Raw genomic sequence first — 15,237 nt, 5'->3', positions numbered from 1 at the left:
ACTTGCTTCAATGATCAAGATAGTCACTCGTTCACCAAGTTGACCACTCGTATACTCACCCCAGAGCGGGGGACGCCCCGTGCCCCCCCTCCGACGGAAGCAGACCAGTGACCCAGATCGACGACGCCGACCTGATGACCGCGTTCGCCGCCGTGGTGCGGGCGAACGCGAGCCTGGTCGGGCAGTTGAGCGCGCGTGCCGGCATCCACGAGAACGCCCTCCGCGCCCTCGTGCTGATCAGCGACACGGGGTACTCGACCCCCACCGAGGTCGCCGGGTACCTCGGGCTCACGTCGGGCGCGGTGACGAACATGGTCGACCGCATCAGCACCGCCGGCCTGGTCGAACGGGCACCCAACCCCGACGATCGCCGCGGCTCCCTGCTGCGCCTCCTGCCCGCGGGCGAGGCCGTGGTCGAGGACTACCGGACCCGGTACGGCGCCATGCTCCGCGCCGTCGACGGCTCACACGACGGTGCGTTGCACGAGGTCCTCAACGCGCTGGCGACGAGCCTCTACGAACAGGCGGCCGACGCGCTCGGCGAGCGCGGGTAGACGGCGACCAGCAGGACGACCTGGAGGCGCGTGGCGGAGTCCGCCACGCGCCTCCAGGCCGTTCTGCACTTCCCTGTTGCTTCGAACTCGAAGCAGGTGTAGCGTCTCCCCCAGATGCTTCGAACTCGAAGCACACGACGGAGGAGCACATCATGAAGGCAGTCCGGTTCCACGAGGTCGGCGGACCCGAGGTCCTGCGCACCGAGGACGTCGAGCGTCCCGAGCCCGGCGCGGGCGAGGTCCGGGTGCGGGTCGCCGCATCGGCGTACAACGCGGCCGACGGCGGCATGCGCGGCGGCTTCCTGCCGATCCCCGTCGTCCTCCCCCACGTCCCCGGCTACGACGTCTCCGGCACGGTCGACGCGGTCGGCGAGGGCGTCACGGACCTCGCGGTGGGCGACCCGGTCGTCGGGTTCCTGCCGATGGAGCACGACGGTGGCGCGGCCGAGTACGTCGTCGCCCCGTCCGACGCACTCGTCGCCGCCCCGACGAGCATCCCGCTCGTCGACGCCGCCGCGCTGCCCTCGGTGGCCCTCACGGCGTGGCAGGCCCTGGTCGACGACGGCCACCTGACCGCCGGGCAGCGTCTGCTCGTGGTCGGCGCCGGCGGCGTCGTCGGGAAGTACGCGGTCCAGCTCGCGAAGCGGCTCGGCGTGCACGTCGTCGCGACCGCGAGCCCGCGCAGCGCCGAGGCGGTGCGGGCGGCCGGGGCGGACCAGGTCGTCGACCACACCACCACCGACCTGCACGACGTCGTCGACGAGCGGGTCGACGTGCTCCTCAACCTCGCGCCGATCGACCCCGAGGCGTTCCGTGCCCTCGTGTCGCTCGTCCGCGACGGCGGCGCGGTCGTCAGCACGACGGCCTTCATGGCGACGCCCGGCGACGAGGACCGTGCCGTCCGTGCGGCCACCGTCTTCGTGCGACCGGACCGCGAACGCCTCACGGAGCTCGTGTCCCTGGTCGACGCCGGCGCGCTGCGGGTCGAGGTCACGCGGCGCATCACGCTCGACGAGCTGCCGGCACTGCACGCCGAGGCCGAGGCGGGACGCATCTCGGGGAAGGTCGTCGTGACGGTCTGACCGCGCGTCGCGGCCGACGGGGTCCAGCGGTGCACCGCTGGATCCCCGCATGCCCCAGACTGGAACGATGCCCCAGCTCCCCGTCGTCTTCGAGGTCGGCTCCATCATCGCGCTGGTCGCGATCCTGCTCGTCGACCTGCTCATCGTCGCCCGGCGGCCGCACGTGCCGTCGCTGCGGGAGTCCGGGGCGTGGGTCGGCGTCTACGTCGGACTGGCGCTCGTGTTCGCCGTCCTCATGCTCGTGTTCGCGGGCGGGGACGCCGCCGGGCAGTTCGTCGCCGGCTGGCTGACCGAGTACAGCCTGAGCATCGACAACCTGTTCGTCTTCGTCATCATCATGGCGCGCTTCTCGGTGCCGAAGCAGATCCAGCAGGAGGTGCTGATGCTCGGCATCATCATCGCGCTGGTCCTGCGGGGCATCTTCATCCTGGTGGGCGCCCAGCTCATCGAGGACTTCTCCTGGATCTTCTACCTGTTCGGCGCCTGGCTCATCTGGACCGCGATCCAGCAGCTGCGCGAGGACGACGACGCGGAGCAGCAGGACAGCGCGCTCGTGCGACTGCTCCGCCGGCGAGTGCGGATCACGGACGACTTCGACGGCATGAAGTTCCGGGTGACGCACGACGGGGCGAAGCACTTCACGCCGCTGCTCATCGTGCTCATCGCGATCGGCACGACCGACCTGCTGTTCGCCCTCGACTCGATCCCGGCGATCTTCGGCATCACCGAGAGCGCGTTCATCGTCTTCACCGCGAACGTCTTCGCCCTGATGGGGCTCCGGCAGCTGTACTTCCTGCTCGGCGGGCTGCTCGAGCGCCTGGTCTACCTCAAGTACGGGATCGCGCTCATCCTGGCGTTCATCGGCGTGAAGCTCGTGCTGCACGCCCTGCACGAGAACGAGCTGCCGTTCCTGAACGGCGGCGAGGGCTTCGCCTGGGCGCCGGAGATCCCGACGTGGGTGTCCCTCGTGGTGATCCTCGTCGCGATGGCGGGTGCGACCGGGGCCAGCCTGGTGCGGATGCGGCGCGACGGGGAGCTCAGCCGGCGCTGATCGCGCGGGCGGCGAGCGCGGAGCCGAGCATCATCTCCATCGCCTCGCCGACCAGGCGGTCGCCGTCGCCGCGGGCGATGCGCCGCGAGGACACCAGCGACGCGATCCCCTGCACGGTGGCCGCGAACAGCATCTTGAACGCATCTCGGGCACCTTCATCGAGGTCGTCCGAGCGCGGGCCCATCGCACTGTCGACCACCGTGAACAGCTCGGCCGCCGCCTCGGCGACCCGGGGCGGACCGCCGCCCGCCTGCGCCTTGGCCTGGAACATCAGGTCCATGAGGGCCGCGTCGTCGATGGCGAAGTCGACGTAGGCCCCGGCCACGCGGAGGAAGCGTGCGCGCACGTCGCCACCCGGCTCCCCGAGCGCCGCGCGCACGTCGGCCGTGAGCCGCTGGAAGCCGGCCTCGGCCAGGGCGTCGAGCAGCGCCTGCCGGTCGACGAAGTGGCTCCGAGGTGCGCCATGGCTGACCCCGGCGCGCCGCGCGAGGTCACGCAGGGAGAGTCCGTCGACGCCGGACTCGCGCAGCACCGCCGTCGCCTCGTCGAGCAGCACCGTGCGGAGGTTCCCGTGGTGGAACGGTCGCTCGGCCATGCGATCATCCTACTGACATCTAGCCATTGACTACATTCTTGTCAGTGTCTAGATTGAATGCATGACCACGACACAGACCCTGCTGGTGTTCGGCGCGACCGGCCAGACCGGCCAGCACTTCACCCGACTCGCGCTCGAGGCCGGCCACCGCGTGCGCGCCGTCGCCCGGACGCCCGCCAAGCTCACGGCCCGGCACGACGCCCTCGAGGTCGTCCAGGGGAGCATCGACGCGGACCTCGACCTCGACGCACTGCTCGACGGCGTCGACGGCGTCGCGCTCATGATCGGCGACCGGGTGGCGCAGCAGGAGCGGCTCGTGAACACCGAGTTCGTCCGCCGACTCGTCCCCGCCATGCGCCGTTCCGGCACGCGCCGGCTGCTCTACCAGGCCGGTGGCCTCAGCGCAGCGCCGGGCAAGCGGCTCATGCCGGTGCTCCGTCTCGTCCGCTCGACGATCGCGCGGTCCTTCGACGGGCAGCACCGGGACAACGAGGCCGTGATGCGGTACCTCGACACCGAGGCCCGTGACCTCGCATGGGTGGCGCACCGCGCGGGCATCGGGTCGGACGGACCCTCGAAGGGTGTGCTCCGGCGGTCGGCGACGTGGATCAGCATCGGGACGTTCGTCGACTGCGCAGCGTACAACCTGCGGCTGCTGTTCGACGACGATGCGGTGCACTCGTGCGACGGGAGCGCCTACCGACGGGGCCGGTGAGCCACGGGGGCTCACCCGTCCACCGCTCCCCGGTCCGTCCGGTCAGCGGGGCTCGTCCACCAGGGCGACGAACCGGCTGCCGACGCCGTAGACCGCACGGCGCTCGGTGCCCGCGGCCGGGCGGGGTGCCTCGTCGAGGTCGTGGTGGTCGCAGACCAGGACCGTCCAGTCCGGCCACCACTTCTTCGGCCGCTCGGCCTCGGAGAACCCGCAGACCGCGCACTCGAGGTCGGCCCACACCCGCTTCGCGCCCGTCCGGTTCGCCCGCGACTGCACGAGCCACGCGGGCGGGTCCTGCTCGATCCGCTCGAGCTCGGCCTCGCTGACGTGCGACGGGATCCCGTGGCGGGCCGCCATCTCGAGGGGGATGTCGAGCCGTACGGCGGCGTCACGTCGGGAGAGCATCCGCCCAGGGTAGGTCGTCGCGCACGCCCGTGCCGACCACGACGGCGGGCCAGGCGGGTGGATCAGGCGGGTGGATCAGGCCGGCGGATCGGACCGGCGGATCAGGCCGGCGGTGCGGGCCGGTCCCCCGGCAGCTCCACGGCGGAGCCGCCCGCCGCACGCCGACGCTGCGGAGTCGACGGCCGGGGTACCTCCGGCATCGCGAGGGCACGGCGACGCGCGGCCTCCGCCCGTCCGGCGCCCGTCACCGCCGCGATGAACGTCGCCGACTGCAGCACGGCGAACACCGGCGGGACCAGCAGCAGCGTCACCCGGTCGGTGGTCGCGGCTCCGGCGACGAGGAGTCCCAGCCACCCGAGCACCCACGCGACGGGCAGCCAGACGAACCGCTCGGCGAGGACCGTCGACGGACCGATCGACCGATCCGCGCGGGCGATGACCTCGTCCCGGTCCTCGGGCGACATCTCGGGCGGCCGAGCCGCGAACTGGCGGTCGATGCGCTCCTGCCGGCGCCAGTCCCCCGTCAGCCCCTCGGGCGGCACGGGACCCCTCGCGGCCACCCGCACGAACGGCGCGACGAGGCACCCCGCGGCGCCGGCGAGGAGGACCACGGCGAGCACGTCACGGACACCGGACCCGCTCGACAACGACCCCCAGACGTCCGCGACCACGAGGAACGCACCGACGACCACGGCCGTCGCGCCGCACACCACCGTCCGCCGTCGCAGCCTCCCCGCGTCGACGAACTCCGCACGCCGCGAGCGCACCACGCGCCATCCGACCACGAAGCCACCGTCACGCATGGACCGATCTTGTCCCCCGACCCCGAACATGCGCACGGCCCGAGTGGTACAAGTAGTTAGTCGAACTAGTCAGCGGTCGAGACGAGGACGCCGATCCGGCGTCACTCCCGACTGCGGCTCCCGGGCAACACCGGCGGGCTGCGTCCCCCACACGGCACTCCGGTGCCCGACCGTCCACACCGACCAACACTGCAAAGGACTTCCCATGAGCTTCCTCGGCTTCATCCTCCTCGGCCTCATCGCCGGCGCCATCGCCAAGCTGATCCTCCCCGGCCGTCAGGGCGGCGGCTGGCTCGCCACCCTCGTGCTCGGCGTGATCGGCGCCCTCATCGGCGGCTGGATCGGCGGCGCGGTCTTCAACGTCGGCTACGACGGCTTCTTCAGCATCCAGTCCTGGATCATCGCGATCCTCGGCGCCCTCGTCGTCCTCGTCATCTGGGGCTTCATCACCGGTCGTCGCGGCAGCCGCGCCTGACGCGACAGCACGACGGACGGGAGGCGCGGTGCCAGCTGGCACCGCGCCTCCCGTCCGTTCTGTGGTGACCAGGAACGGGACGCCGTCAGGACGGCGCCTCCCAGAGTTCGATCGGCAGCCCCTCCGGGTCGTGGACACGCACGAAGCGTCCGTACTCGGTGTCCCACTCCGCGCGCCGCTCCACCGGCACACCGGCCGCCTCCAGGCGCGCGACGAGCGCATCGAGCTCGGTGACCCGGAGGTTGAGCATGACGGCCTGGTCGCCGGCGAAGGAATCGGTGTCCGCGGGGAAGGGTGCGAAGACGGTCGCGCCCGCCTCCTGGTGCCAGGCCCGGTCGCTCCCGGCGTCCACGCCGAGGTGCTGCCGGTACCAGGCGGCACGCGCCTCCGGATTCCGACTCCGGAAGAAGAACCCGCCGATGCCCGTCACGGTCATGGCGGCACGCTACCCCCGGGAACGGCGTGCCGGCGAGCGCACTCGCAGGTCCGTCCGGAGCAGGACGTGGGAGCATCGGTCACGTGAGTCCCGTGCAGACCGACGTCCGTCAGGTCGTCGAGTCGTCCGGGAACGACCTCGACGCGGCGCGCGCACTGTTCGAGTCCGCCTACGACGCCTCCGGGTTCCTGCCCGAACGCTCCGACCGGACGTTCGGCTACCGGTTCCGCTCGGTCGGCGACGCCTCGCTGACACTCGACGCCAAGCGGTTCGACGCCCGCATGGTCGGCGAGGTCGACGCGACCAGCCACTACTTCGTCAGCTGGGTGAGTGACGGCGGCGGGGTCATGGACACCGGACGTGACGAGGTCGCCCTCGTCCCCGGTCGCCCGGTGGTGTTCCCGAGCACCCGCCCGTTCGGCTTCGACCTGGCCGACGTCCGGCAGAACGTGGTGCAGTTCGACCGCCGGCTGCTCGAGCGGGTGGCGGCGGAGATGTACGGGACCGAACCGGCACCGCTCCTCTTCGACCACGCCGCCGTCCCACGGCCGGCGGCGGTCCGAGCCTGGAACGCCGAGCTCCGGGCGACCGCGCAGGTCGTGCTCGGTCCGGTGCCGCTGACGCCGCTCGCCATGGCCGAGGCGACGCGGCAGACCGCGGCGGTGATGCTCCGCACGTTCCCGCACGTCACGGTCGTCCCGGCCGTGCCGGACGTGCCCGGCGCACGCGGCCGGGTGCAGGAGGCCATCGAGTACATGCACGCGAACGCGGAGTCGCCGATCACCACCACCGACGTCGCGCAGCACGTGGGGCTCAGCATCCGCGGCCTGCAGCAGGGGTTCCAGCGGCAGGTGCAGGCGTCGCCGAACTCGGTGCTCCGCGGGATCCGCTTCGACCGGGTGCGCGCCGAGCTCCGGTACCACGCGGTCGGCGAGGCCACCGTGTCCGAGGTCGCCCGGCGCTGGGGCTTCGCCCACGCTGGGCGCTTCTCGGCGGCGTACGCGAAGCGGTTCGGGGAGCTGCCGAGCGAGACGCTGCGGCGGCGGGGGTAGTCGGCCGGCGGGGCTGGTCGGTCGTCGCGCCGGGGGTCCGCTGCGCCGTCGGCGCGACCCGGTGGGACGCTTGGTGGCCGAGCAACGCGCCCGGCCACCGCGCGTCGTCAGGCGGAGACGCCGCCGTCGATGTTGATGACGCTCCCCGTCATGTACGACGACTCCGCGGAGGCGAGCCACACGACGAGGTTCGCGATCTCGTCGGGCGTGCCGTACCGGCCGAGTGCCGTGATCGCGGTCATCGCCGGCGCGAAGTCCGTCGTCGCCGGGTTGCCGTGGGTGTCGACGGGTCCGGGCTGGACGACGTTGACGGTGACCTTGCTGCCGGTGGCACCGAGGTCGCGTGCGAGGCCTCGTCCGAGGGCGGTCAGTGCTGCCTTGCTCATGCCGTAGACGGTCTGTCCGGGGAACGGTGCCCGCTCGGCGCTGAGCGAGCTGATGAGGATGATGCGGCCCTCCCCGCTGATGTGTCGGAGCGCTTCCTGCACCGTGTAGGCCGGTCCGCGGAGGTTGAGGTCGAGGGTCTGCTCGATGTGTTCGGCGCTTGCGTCGGCGAAGGGCTCGAACCATGCCTGCGCGGCGTTCGGGACGAGGACGTCGAGGCCGCCGAGGAGCTCGACGGCGCGCTGCACCGTGGCAGCCGCCTCGGTCGGGTCGCTCGCATCGGCGCGGATTGCCTCCGCTCGACCGCCGGCGGCACGGACCTCCTGTTCGAGCTCGTGGGCAGCGTCCTCGGAGGACCAGTAGGTGAAGGCGACGTGGGCGCCAGCGGCGGCGAGGCCGCGGACGATGCCGGCGCCGATGCCGCGGGAGCCGCCGGTGACGAGCGCGCGTCGGCCGGTCAGGAGCGAGGGAGTCGTGGTCATGGTGGTGTGCCTTTCGAGAGCGGTCGTCAGAAGGTCGGGAGTTCGCCGCCGTCGACCGTGAGGGTCGTGCCGGTCACCCACTGGGCGCGGTCGGAGGCGAGGTAGGCGACCGCCTCGGCGATGTCGCGCGGGTCACCGGGACGGCCGAGCGGGACGGCCGCGGTCGTCGCGGCGAGGTCGACGCCCATCGCATCGGCGAAGTCCTGGCGGATCGCGTCGGCGCCGGGAGTGAGGACGTTGCCGGGCATGACCGTCGTGACGCGGATGCCCGCGGGCGCGAGTTCGGACGCCAGGGCCTTGCCGTAGGCGTTCAGCGCAGCCTTCGCGGCGCCGTAGTGGGCGAGGGGGCCAGCGGGGAGGACCGCCGAGCCCGAGGAGATGTTGATGATGACGCTGCCGGCTCCGGCCTCGCGGACCGCCGGCAGGAGCGCGTTGTTGAGCCGGACCGCGGACAGGTAGTTGAGGTCGAGCGCGTCGGTCCACTCGTCGTCGGGGATCGTGCCGATGCCGCCGAGGTGCGTCCGTGCGGCGCCCGCGTTGTTGACGACGACGTCGACGCCGCCGAGGTGCTGCAGCGCGGCGGATGCGAACGCGTGCACGCCGTCGGCGCTGCTGAGGTCGCCGGGGATGAAGGCCGCACCGGCGGGCGTCGTGTCGGTGGCCGTGCGGGCCGTGGTGACGACGGTCGCGCCGCCGTCGAGGAAGCGCTGGACGACGGCGGCACCGATGCCACGGGATCCGCCGGTGACGACGACCCGCTTCCCGGCGAACTCGGAGGGGTCAGGGGTCGGAAGGGTTCTGAACATACGGTCCACAATAGGGGTTCTGGACCGCACGTCCACAACTCGGTACGATCAGGGCATGGCGCGACCGCGGAAGTTCCAGGAGCACGACGTCCTCGACGCAGCCCGACAGCAGTTCACCGAGGGCGGGTTCCACGGGACGTCCGTCGACGACCTCTCGCGTGCGACCGGTCTGAGCAAGGGCAGTCTCTACGGGGCGTTCGGCGACAAGCAGACGCTCTTCCACCGGGTCTTCGGCGACTACTGCGACGGTTCGGACGCCATGGCCGCCGCGCGCGTGGACGGACCCGAGGACGAAGCCCTGCTCCGCCTCCGGGCATGGCTGCACTCGCCCGAGGACACCGACCCCTACGGGTGCCTGCTCGCGCGCGGTACCGCCGAGCTCGCCGCCGAGGACGACGCGGTCGCCGCCCGCGCCCTGGCGGCGTACGACACCCTGCTCGACAGCTGCCGCGAGCTGGTCGAACAGGCGCAGCGCGCTGGGCTCGTCGATCCCGGGGCTGACGCGGCCGCACTCGGGGGTCTCGTCGTGACCACCCATCGAGGGCTCGAGGCACTCGCCAAGGCAGGGGTCGACCCGGCGACGCGGAACCGGATCGCGGAAGCGGCGATCGGGAGCATCGCGAGCTGACGCCGAGATCCGGCGCGGTCCGCTGCTGAGCAGGCGGGTCCCGTCGTCGCTCCGGCCAGGAGACGGACGGGAGGCACCTTCCGCGACCCCGCCCCGCGCCTCCCGTCTGTGACGGGGTCGCTGTGGAGACGGCGCTGCGGGTCTCGAGGACGACGGTCGGCGCCTGCCCCCGAGCCACGCGGGGGCAGGCACCTTTGTCGTCCTAGGCCGCGAGTTCGTAGTGCGAGACCTCGACGTCCGCGACGTCGCTGCCCATTCCCGCGAACATGCGCACGTGGTCCTCGCCGAGGTAGACGTCGCGCTTTGCCTCGTAGAAGGAGCGGTCGTACCACGCGACGCCGAAGCGGACCTGCCCGCCTGCAATACCGTCACGACGGGTGACGATCGCGACCTTCCAGTCGTAGTTCGCCGCACTCGCAGCGAGACGCTCGTCCGACTCTGCCAGCTGATCGAGGCACCGCTGCACCGCGTCCTCGGAGTCGAGCGTGATGGTGACGTCGCTGTGCGCCACCGCTCGGCGGCCTCGGACGCGCTCGGGAACGTCTCCGGCGAGCGACACCAGTTCCGACCTGTTCATGTGTTCCTCATTCCCCCGCGGACGCCCCGCGGTCGAGCCAGCATACTGATACTCCAGTATGAGGAACAGGGGTTCGGATTTGAACAAGCTGCACGCGCTCACCGCTGCGCAGGGGGTCTCCGCCGCCGGGGACGCGATCACGACCGTCACGCTGCTGTTGGCCCTCCAGGAACGGGGCGCATCGGCGTTCGTCGTCTCGGCGCTCGTCCTCGCCGAGTTGCTGCCCTCGGTCGTCCTGGGGCCCGTCCTCGCTCCGCTGCTGGACCGGATGGACGTCTCACGGATCGTCTCGGCAGCACTCGCGCTGCGAGCACTCATCGCCATCGGGATCGCCTTCGTCCCGTCGGAGGGAGGACTGCTCCTGCTGGTCGTTGCGGCGGCGGCGGTCTCGGCGGTCGACTCCCCCGCGATGGCACTCCTGGTCCCGACCGCGGTCCCCGCAGGTCGTGCAGTCGCCGTCGGGTACGCCCGATCCGACACCTGTCGCACGATCGGGGCGCTCGTCGGACCGGCCGTCGCCGGGTTCCTGGTCGCGGCCGTCGGCACGCACACAACCCTCCTCGTCGACGCCGGCACGTTCCTGCTCCTCCTGACGATCGTCCTGGCGCTGCGGCTCCGTCGACCCCCGGAGCGCACCCCGGTGACTCGGACGCCTTGGCTCCGGCAGGTGACCGCCGGACCACGGATCCTGTTCGGCGACCGTGTCATGGCCGCGTCGGTCCTCGCACTCGCGACCGCGATCGTGTTCACGGCCATGATCACGGTCGCGGAGGTGTTCTTCATCCGGCAGGAGCTCGGACAACCCGCTGCTGTCTACGGGGCCCTCGTCACCACGGGCGCGCTCGGGCGACTGACCGCCGCGGCGCTCGTCGCTCCGCGGATCCCGCCACATCGCCAGCAGGCGGCACTCTGGAGCGGTGGGGTGCTGATGGGCGCGGGACTGCTCGTGATGGCGTGGGTGCCGTCCGTGGCCCTGACGGCGGGAGGACTGTTCCTCGTCGGTGCCGCGAACGCGGTCCAGAGCCTCGCGATCCGGTCGATCGTGCACGCACGAGCCCCGCGGGACGTGCAGGGCCGCGCCTTCGCAGCGATGATCGGCACCAACAACGCCGCGACGATGGCCGGCACTGCGGTCGGCGGTCCGGCGGTCGCCCTCCTGGGCGGTGGCGGGACGCTCCTGCTCGGCGGCGTCGGGACGCTGCTCGCGACGCTCGTCGGGAGCAGGTGGCTCCTCCGTCGCCGGTGACGTGAGTGGCTGAAGATCGGTCGGGCACGTCGCGAACGGATGCTTCTCGTCGGCACAGGAGGTCGTCAAGCCGCAAGGCCGCTGTTACCTTCTGCTCATGAACATCGGGCACGGCGACGCACCGCTCCGCGTCACCCCGGCTGTTCGGATCGCAGCGGTGCTCGCCGCCGGGTACGGCTTCGCACTCGTCGCCCTGGCAGTCGTGCTCGCCACGGACTGGGCTCTCCGGCGGGGGAACGTCGGCCACCTGCACAGCCTCGCTGCGTACCGCGGTGTCGCGTACTCCATCGTGGCGTGTGCCGCCGGAGCTGCTCTGCTGATGACCGGCAGCGTCCGAGCATGGCGCGGCTCGAGGGGGCTTGCTGCGCTCATCCCCCTCGGACTCATCGTCGCCATCGGTTGTGTCGGCGAGCTCATCGACATCTCGACCGGTCAGAGCGTGAACTCGAACGTCACCGGTGCGGCGATCATCTGCGCAGCTGCCCTCCCGGCGGTGCTGTTGACCCTGCCCCGAAACGGACGGGAGGGCCAGCAGCGGCCCGACCCGCCGACCCTCCCGTCCCGGTGGTCACGGGTGGAGCACGACCTTCGTCCAGCCGTCGTCACGCGCATCGAAGTGGCGGTAGGCGTCCGGGGCCTCGTCGAGCGAGAGGTCGTGGCTCACGATGAAGGACGGAGATGCCTTCCCGGCAGCGATCAGGTCGCGGAGCTGGCGGTTGTACCGCTTCACGGGTGCCTGACCGGTGCCCATGTGCTGGCCCTTGAAGAAGAACGTGCCGTAGTCCAGCGCGATCTGCCCCTTCTTTGCCAGTTCGTCGGAAGCGCCGGGGTCCTCAGGTAGGTACACGCCGACGACGCCGATCCCGCCCGTGAACCGGACTGAGGCGATGAGACGGTTCAGCACGAGATTGGGCTGCTCGTTGCCCTGCCCGTCGTGGGCCTGGTACCCGACGGCCTCGATGCCGCGGTCGGCTCCGAGGCCGAGGGTCGCGTCGAGGACCGTCTGCACGGGATCGACCTTCGAGTCGTCGACCGCGATCGCACCGATCGACTCGGCGAGACGGAGCCGGTCCGCCTGCCGGTCGACGACGAAGATCCGCGATGCGCCCTTGATCGAGGCGGACAGCGCGGCCATGAGGCCGACGGGTCCGGCGCCGTACACGACCACCGTGTCGCCCGGCTGCACCCCGGCGAGCTCGGCTCCGTGCCAGCCGGTCGGGAAGATGTCCGACAGCATGGCGTAGTCGTTCTCCTTCTCGACCGAGTCCTCACCGAGACGGAGCGCGTTGTAGTCACCGAACGGGACGCGCAGCAACTCGGCCTGGCCGCCGCGGTAGGGGCCCATGTCCGCGTAGCCGTACGCGGCTCCGGCAGCGGCCTCGTTCGGCTGCATGGTCAGGCAGAAGCTCGACCAACCCCGCTCACAGTTCTTGCAGAACCCGCACGCCACGTTGAACGGCAGCACGACCCGGTCCCCGACCCGCACCTTCTGGACGCCGTCACCGACCTCGATCACGGTGCCGAGGTTCTCGTGCCCGAACACACTGCCGGTCTCGATGTCGGTGCGGCCCTCGTACATGTGCAGGTCTGACCCGCAGATGTTCGTCGCGGTGATCTTGACCAGGATGTCGGTCGGCTGTTCGACCTCGGCATCCGGGACATCCTCGACGCTCACGTCGTGGGGGCCGTTGTAGACGACTGCTCGCATGGTTGCTCCGTTCGGGTCGTCGGCGCCGTCGTCGGCGCCGACCCAGCGGACGGTACGCGCGCGGTACGAACGCTTCCTGCGGAGTACGCAGAGGGGACGATCCGATGTGCACGCGTTGGAGTGACCGGGACGAACAATCATGGGTCCCGATCTCGTTGAGGGCCCGCGCTGGTGCTGCCACCAGCAGCGAGCCGAGACGAGAAAGAGCACGAGCACGAGCACGAGCACCGCGGGTCGCAGCAACGATGCTGCGCGTCCTTCCAGACCCTGAACCCGTTGGCGCCGATTGCACGCAAGGGATCACGCTCGCGTGCGACTCGCTCGTCGTCGCCAACCTCGGCCGACCGGCCACCGCCGTCATCCTGCCGACTGACATTGGTTGAACGATCGTTCAGCCCAAGGTGGAACGACCGGTCCTGACCTGGGGTTTCCCCGATGCCCCCCGACCGAGGGAGCAGCGCCGTTCCCAGCGTCCTCTTAACCTGCGCGGACCGACAGTTTCCCGGACTGTCGCCTGACCCAGGGGGAACCCGTGCGCCGTAGCAACTCCACCGTCCGACGTGCCTGCGCCGTCGGCACGACCATCGCCCTCGTCGGCCTGTCGACCGGTCTCGGCATCATGACCGCGACGTCGGCCTCCGCCGTCGAGCCGACGTCCAGCACCACCGTCGCGGACAGCGGGACCACCGCTGTCGACACCACGCCGAGCCCGTCCGCCGAGGCACCGTCAGCCGACGCCCCGGCGACCGACCCGTCCTCGACGGCCACCCCGCCCGCCGACTCCCCCACGGAGCCTGCAGCACCGGCGACCGAGGCTCCCGCCGCCCCGGAACCGACCGTCCCGACCACCGACGCCCCGAGCACCGCTCCGGAGTCGACCCCGCGCATCGCCGCAGCCGCCGGGACGGTCACGATCGACGGCGACGCCTCGGTCGGCTCGAAGCTCACGGCCGAACCGTCCGGCTTCACCGCCCCGACCACCCTGAGCTACGCCTGGACCGCGGACGGCACCCCCGTGAGCCAGGCCCAGACGTACGTCGTCAAGGCGGCCGATGCGGGCAAGGTCCTCACCGTCACGGTGACGAACACGCAGAACGGCGTCCCGGTCGAGTCGGAGTCGGCGCAGACCGCCCCCGTCACACAGGCGCCCGTCTTCGTCGACGAGGCCGGCACCCCGATCACCGCGGGCACCACCGAGGAGGACGACCTCACCGTCTCCGCCACCGCGGGTGAGCGGTTCTCGTACACGTTCCGCGCGACCGGCTCCCCGAAGCCCGTGCTGAGCCTCGACTACTACTACACCGGCGACGAGGACGACCACGAGGGCGAGACCCCGGCCGACCAGCTGCCGGAGGGCGTCTCGTTCGACCCGGCGACCGGGGTGCTGAGCGGCTCGACCGAGGACGCATCGGCCTACGACTTCGCGGTCACGGCCACGAGCGGCACCCAGACCGTCACCCAGACCGTCGAGCTCGACGTCGTGGCAGCTGCGCCCGTCGGCCTCGAGGCCTACGCCCTCGACCGCGCGACGTACCTCGAGTTCGTGAAGAGCGGTCTGCCGACCGAATGGTTCGACGAGGAAGCGCAGCAGCACTCGGGCTCGTTCCGCTCCTGGGTCATCAAGGCCGACGGCTCCGTCGTCACCGAGAAGACCGACTGGGAGACGGACGGCTCGTTCGGCTCCGGCTTCACGACCACCGACACGGAGGGCGGTACCCCGACCGTCCCGCAGGGCGGCACGCTGCTCCTCTCCGGCGACCTGGTCGACCAGTACGGCAACCCCGTCGTCGACGAGGAGACCGGCGAGGGCGCCGACATCAGCGTCCGCTCGAACGTCGCCTCGGACGTCATCGCTGCGGACCCGGTCGCCGACGGCTCGTTCCTCGGCGGCTCGGGCTTCGTCGGCGTCACCTTCCCGCACGCTTCGGTCCACCGCCTGACCGTCAGCGCCGCGGACTTCAGCACCGCGTTCGACGTGCAGGTCACCCCGACCGCAGCGGTCACCGTCCCGAAGGCGTCGACCCCGATCGGCACCGTCCAGCACGGCACCAAGGCACCCGCGCAGGCGAAGGGTCGGCTCGCGTACACGGGTGCCGACGAGACCTCGCCGCTCGCGTGGGCCCTCGGTCTGCTCGTCGCCGGCGCCGGCCTGATCGGCGCCCGTACGGTGCGTCGCCGGCGCGCCCAGCGCTGATCCCTCGTCTCCCGTCCGCCTCGTACTCGCGCGTCGGACGGGAG

Annotated in this window: 17 protein-coding genes; 9 read left to right on the top strand and 8 right to left on the bottom strand. The window is 71.5% G+C overall.

Annotation, left to right across the window (positions count from 1 at the left end):
- Positions 1-107: 107 nt before the first annotated feature.
- The 3 genes from H7A69_RS00270 (at position 108) to H7A69_RS00260 (ending at position 2,687) form a co-directional block, all read left to right on the top strand.
- Positions 108-554 (top strand): MarR family winged helix-turn-helix transcriptional regulator, encoded by a 447-nt coding sequence (locus H7A69_RS00270; RefSeq protein WP_289458095.1) that lies wholly within the window; start codon positions 108-110, stop codon positions 552-554.
- A 152-nt stretch (positions 555-706) separates the two neighbouring features.
- Positions 707-1,636, top strand: coding sequence for an NADP-dependent oxidoreductase (locus H7A69_RS00265; protein WP_182045242.1), 930 nt, complete (start codon positions 707-709; stop codon positions 1,634-1,636).
- Positions 1,637-1,703: 67 nt separating this feature from the next.
- Entirely contained in the window at positions 1,704-2,687 is a 984-nt protein-coding gene (locus tag H7A69_RS00260; RefSeq protein ID WP_069712603.1) for a TerC family protein, read from the top strand.
- Here the strand turns inward: H7A69_RS00260 and H7A69_RS00255 are convergent.
- Positions 2,674-3,282, bottom strand: coding sequence for a TetR/AcrR family transcriptional regulator (locus H7A69_RS00255; protein ID WP_182045241.1), 609 nt, complete (start codon positions 3,280-3,282; stop codon positions 2,674-2,676). The genes H7A69_RS00260 and H7A69_RS00255 overlap by 14 nt on opposite strands.
- 61 nt (positions 3,283-3,343) lie before the next feature.
- Between H7A69_RS00255 and H7A69_RS00250 the strand changes: the two genes are divergently transcribed.
- Positions 3,344-3,997 carry an NAD(P)-dependent oxidoreductase gene (locus H7A69_RS00250; protein ID WP_182045240.1) on the top strand — a complete coding sequence of 218 codons (654 nt, stop codon included), beginning with the start codon at positions 3,344-3,346 and terminating at the stop codon, positions 3,995-3,997.
- 42 nt (positions 3,998-4,039) lie between these two features.
- Here H7A69_RS00250 and H7A69_RS00245 read toward each other — a convergent pair whose 3' ends face one another.
- Entirely contained in the window at positions 4,040-4,402 is a 363-nt protein-coding gene (locus H7A69_RS00245; RefSeq protein WP_069712607.1) for a hypothetical protein, read from the bottom strand.
- A 101-nt stretch (positions 4,403-4,503) separates the two neighbouring features.
- Positions 4,504-5,205: a hypothetical protein gene (locus H7A69_RS00240; protein ID WP_182045239.1), complete on the bottom strand. Its 702-nt coding sequence runs from the start codon at positions 5,203-5,205 to the stop codon at positions 4,504-4,506.
- Positions 5,206-5,410: 205 nt separating this feature from the next.
- On the opposite strand from H7A69_RS00240, the gene H7A69_RS00235 reads away from it, so the two are divergent.
- On the top strand, positions 5,411-5,680 hold the full coding sequence (locus H7A69_RS00235) for a GlsB/YeaQ/YmgE family stress response membrane protein (RefSeq protein ID WP_069712609.1): 270 nt from the start codon (positions 5,411-5,413) through the stop codon (positions 5,678-5,680).
- A gap of 85 nt (positions 5,681-5,765) precedes the next feature.
- Here H7A69_RS00235 and H7A69_RS00230 read toward each other — a convergent pair whose 3' ends face one another.
- Positions 5,766-6,116 (bottom strand): VOC family protein, encoded by a 351-nt coding sequence (locus H7A69_RS00230; protein ID WP_182045238.1) that lies wholly within the window; start codon positions 6,114-6,116, stop codon positions 5,766-5,768.
- An 83-nt stretch (positions 6,117-6,199) separates the two neighbouring features.
- Here H7A69_RS00230 and H7A69_RS00225 point away from each other — a divergent pair, with 83 nt between their 5' ends.
- Positions 6,200-7,168 carry an AraC family transcriptional regulator gene (locus tag H7A69_RS00225; RefSeq protein ID WP_182045237.1) on the top strand — a complete coding sequence of 323 codons (969 nt, stop codon included), beginning with the start codon at positions 6,200-6,202 and terminating at the stop codon, positions 7,166-7,168.
- A gap of 107 nt (positions 7,169-7,275) precedes the next feature.
- Here H7A69_RS00225 and H7A69_RS00220 read toward each other — a convergent pair whose 3' ends face one another.
- Together H7A69_RS00220 and H7A69_RS00215 are read right to left on the bottom strand one after the other, a co-directional pair.
- A complete protein-coding gene (locus H7A69_RS00220) occupies positions 7,276-8,034 on the bottom strand; it encodes an SDR family NAD(P)-dependent oxidoreductase (protein ID WP_182045236.1) in 759 nt (252 codons plus the stop codon).
- Positions 8,035-8,060: 26 nt separating this feature from the next.
- Positions 8,061-8,840, bottom strand: a complete 780-nt coding sequence (locus H7A69_RS00215) for an oxidoreductase (protein ID WP_182045235.1) — start codon at positions 8,838-8,840, stop codon at positions 8,061-8,063.
- Positions 8,841-8,895: 55 nt separating this feature from the next.
- Between H7A69_RS00215 and H7A69_RS00210 the strand changes: the two genes are divergently transcribed.
- Positions 8,896-9,468, top strand: a complete 573-nt coding sequence (locus H7A69_RS00210) for a TetR/AcrR family transcriptional regulator (protein WP_182045234.1) — start codon at positions 8,896-8,898, stop codon at positions 9,466-9,468.
- Between the two features lie 202 nt (positions 9,469-9,670).
- On the opposite strand, the gene H7A69_RS00205 is transcribed toward H7A69_RS00210, so the two are convergent.
- The gene (locus tag H7A69_RS00205; RefSeq protein ID WP_182045233.1) at positions 9,671-10,045 is read right to left on the bottom strand and encodes a hypothetical protein; all 375 of its coding nucleotides are present in this window, start codon (positions 10,043-10,045) and stop codon (positions 9,671-9,673) included.
- Between the two features lie 79 nt (positions 10,046-10,124).
- Here H7A69_RS00205 and H7A69_RS00200 point away from each other — a divergent pair, with 79 nt between their 5' ends.
- A complete protein-coding gene (locus H7A69_RS00200) occupies positions 10,125-11,291 on the top strand; it encodes an MFS transporter (RefSeq protein ID WP_182045232.1) in 1,167 nt (388 codons plus the stop codon).
- A gap of 568 nt (positions 11,292-11,859) precedes the next feature.
- On the opposite strand, the gene H7A69_RS00195 is transcribed toward H7A69_RS00200, so the two are convergent.
- Positions 11,860-12,999 (bottom strand): glutathione-independent formaldehyde dehydrogenase, encoded by a 1,140-nt coding sequence (locus tag H7A69_RS00195; protein ID WP_182045231.1) that lies wholly within the window; start codon positions 12,997-12,999, stop codon positions 11,860-11,862.
- Positions 13,000-13,531: 532 nt separating this feature from the next.
- On the opposite strand from H7A69_RS00195, the gene H7A69_RS00190 reads away from it, so the two are divergent.
- Complete coding sequence (locus H7A69_RS00190) at positions 13,532-15,193, top strand: putative Ig domain-containing protein (protein WP_182045230.1); 1,662 nt, start codon at positions 13,532-13,534, stop codon at positions 15,191-15,193.
- Positions 15,194-15,237: the final 44 nt, after the last annotated feature.

Source organism: Curtobacterium sp. ME26 (assembly GCF_903970945.1).
In the GTDB taxonomy this organism is placed as follows: Bacteria; Actinomycetota; Actinomycetes; order Actinomycetales; family Microbacteriaceae; genus Curtobacterium; species Curtobacterium citri.
This window is presented reverse-complemented; position numbering and strand designations above follow the sequence as displayed.

Coding starts and splice junctions, on each gene's coding strand:
- H7A69_RS00265 (WP_182045242.1), top strand. CDS start 707: ATGAAGGCAGTCCGGTTCCACGAGGTCGGCGGACCCGAGGTCCTGCGC.
- H7A69_RS00260 (WP_069712603.1), top strand. CDS start 1,704: ATGCCCCAGCTCCCCGTCGTCTTCGAGGTCGGCTCCATCATCGCGCTG.
- H7A69_RS00255 (WP_182045241.1), bottom strand. CDS start 3,282: ATGGCCGAGCGACCGTTCCACCACGGGAACCTCCGCACGGTGCTGCTC.
- H7A69_RS00250 (WP_182045240.1), top strand. CDS start 3,344: ATGACCACGACACAGACCCTGCTGGTGTTCGGCGCGACCGGCCAGACC.
- H7A69_RS00245 (WP_069712607.1), bottom strand. CDS start 4,402: ATGCTCTCCCGACGTGACGCCGCCGTACGGCTCGACATCCCCCTCGAG.
- H7A69_RS00240 (WP_182045239.1), bottom strand. CDS start 5,205: ATGCGTGACGGTGGCTTCGTGGTCGGATGGCGCGTGGTGCGCTCGCGG.
- H7A69_RS00235 (WP_069712609.1), top strand. CDS start 5,411: ATGAGCTTCCTCGGCTTCATCCTCCTCGGCCTCATCGCCGGCGCCATC.
- H7A69_RS00230 (WP_182045238.1), bottom strand. CDS start 6,116: ATGACCGTGACGGGCATCGGCGGGTTCTTCTTCCGGAGTCGGAATCCG.
- H7A69_RS00220 (WP_182045236.1), bottom strand. CDS start 8,034: ATGACCACGACTCCCTCGCTCCTGACCGGCCGACGCGCGCTCGTCACC.
- H7A69_RS00215 (WP_182045235.1), bottom strand. CDS start 8,840: ATGTTCAGAACCCTTCCGACCCCTGACCCCTCCGAGTTCGCCGGGAAG.
- H7A69_RS00210 (WP_182045234.1), top strand. CDS start 8,896: ATGGCGCGACCGCGGAAGTTCCAGGAGCACGACGTCCTCGACGCAGCC.
- H7A69_RS00205 (WP_182045233.1), bottom strand. CDS start 10,045: ATGAACAGGTCGGAACTGGTGTCGCTCGCCGGAGACGTTCCCGAGCGC.
- H7A69_RS00195 (WP_182045231.1), bottom strand. CDS start 12,999: ATGCGAGCAGTCGTCTACAACGGCCCCCACGACGTGAGCGTCGAGGAT.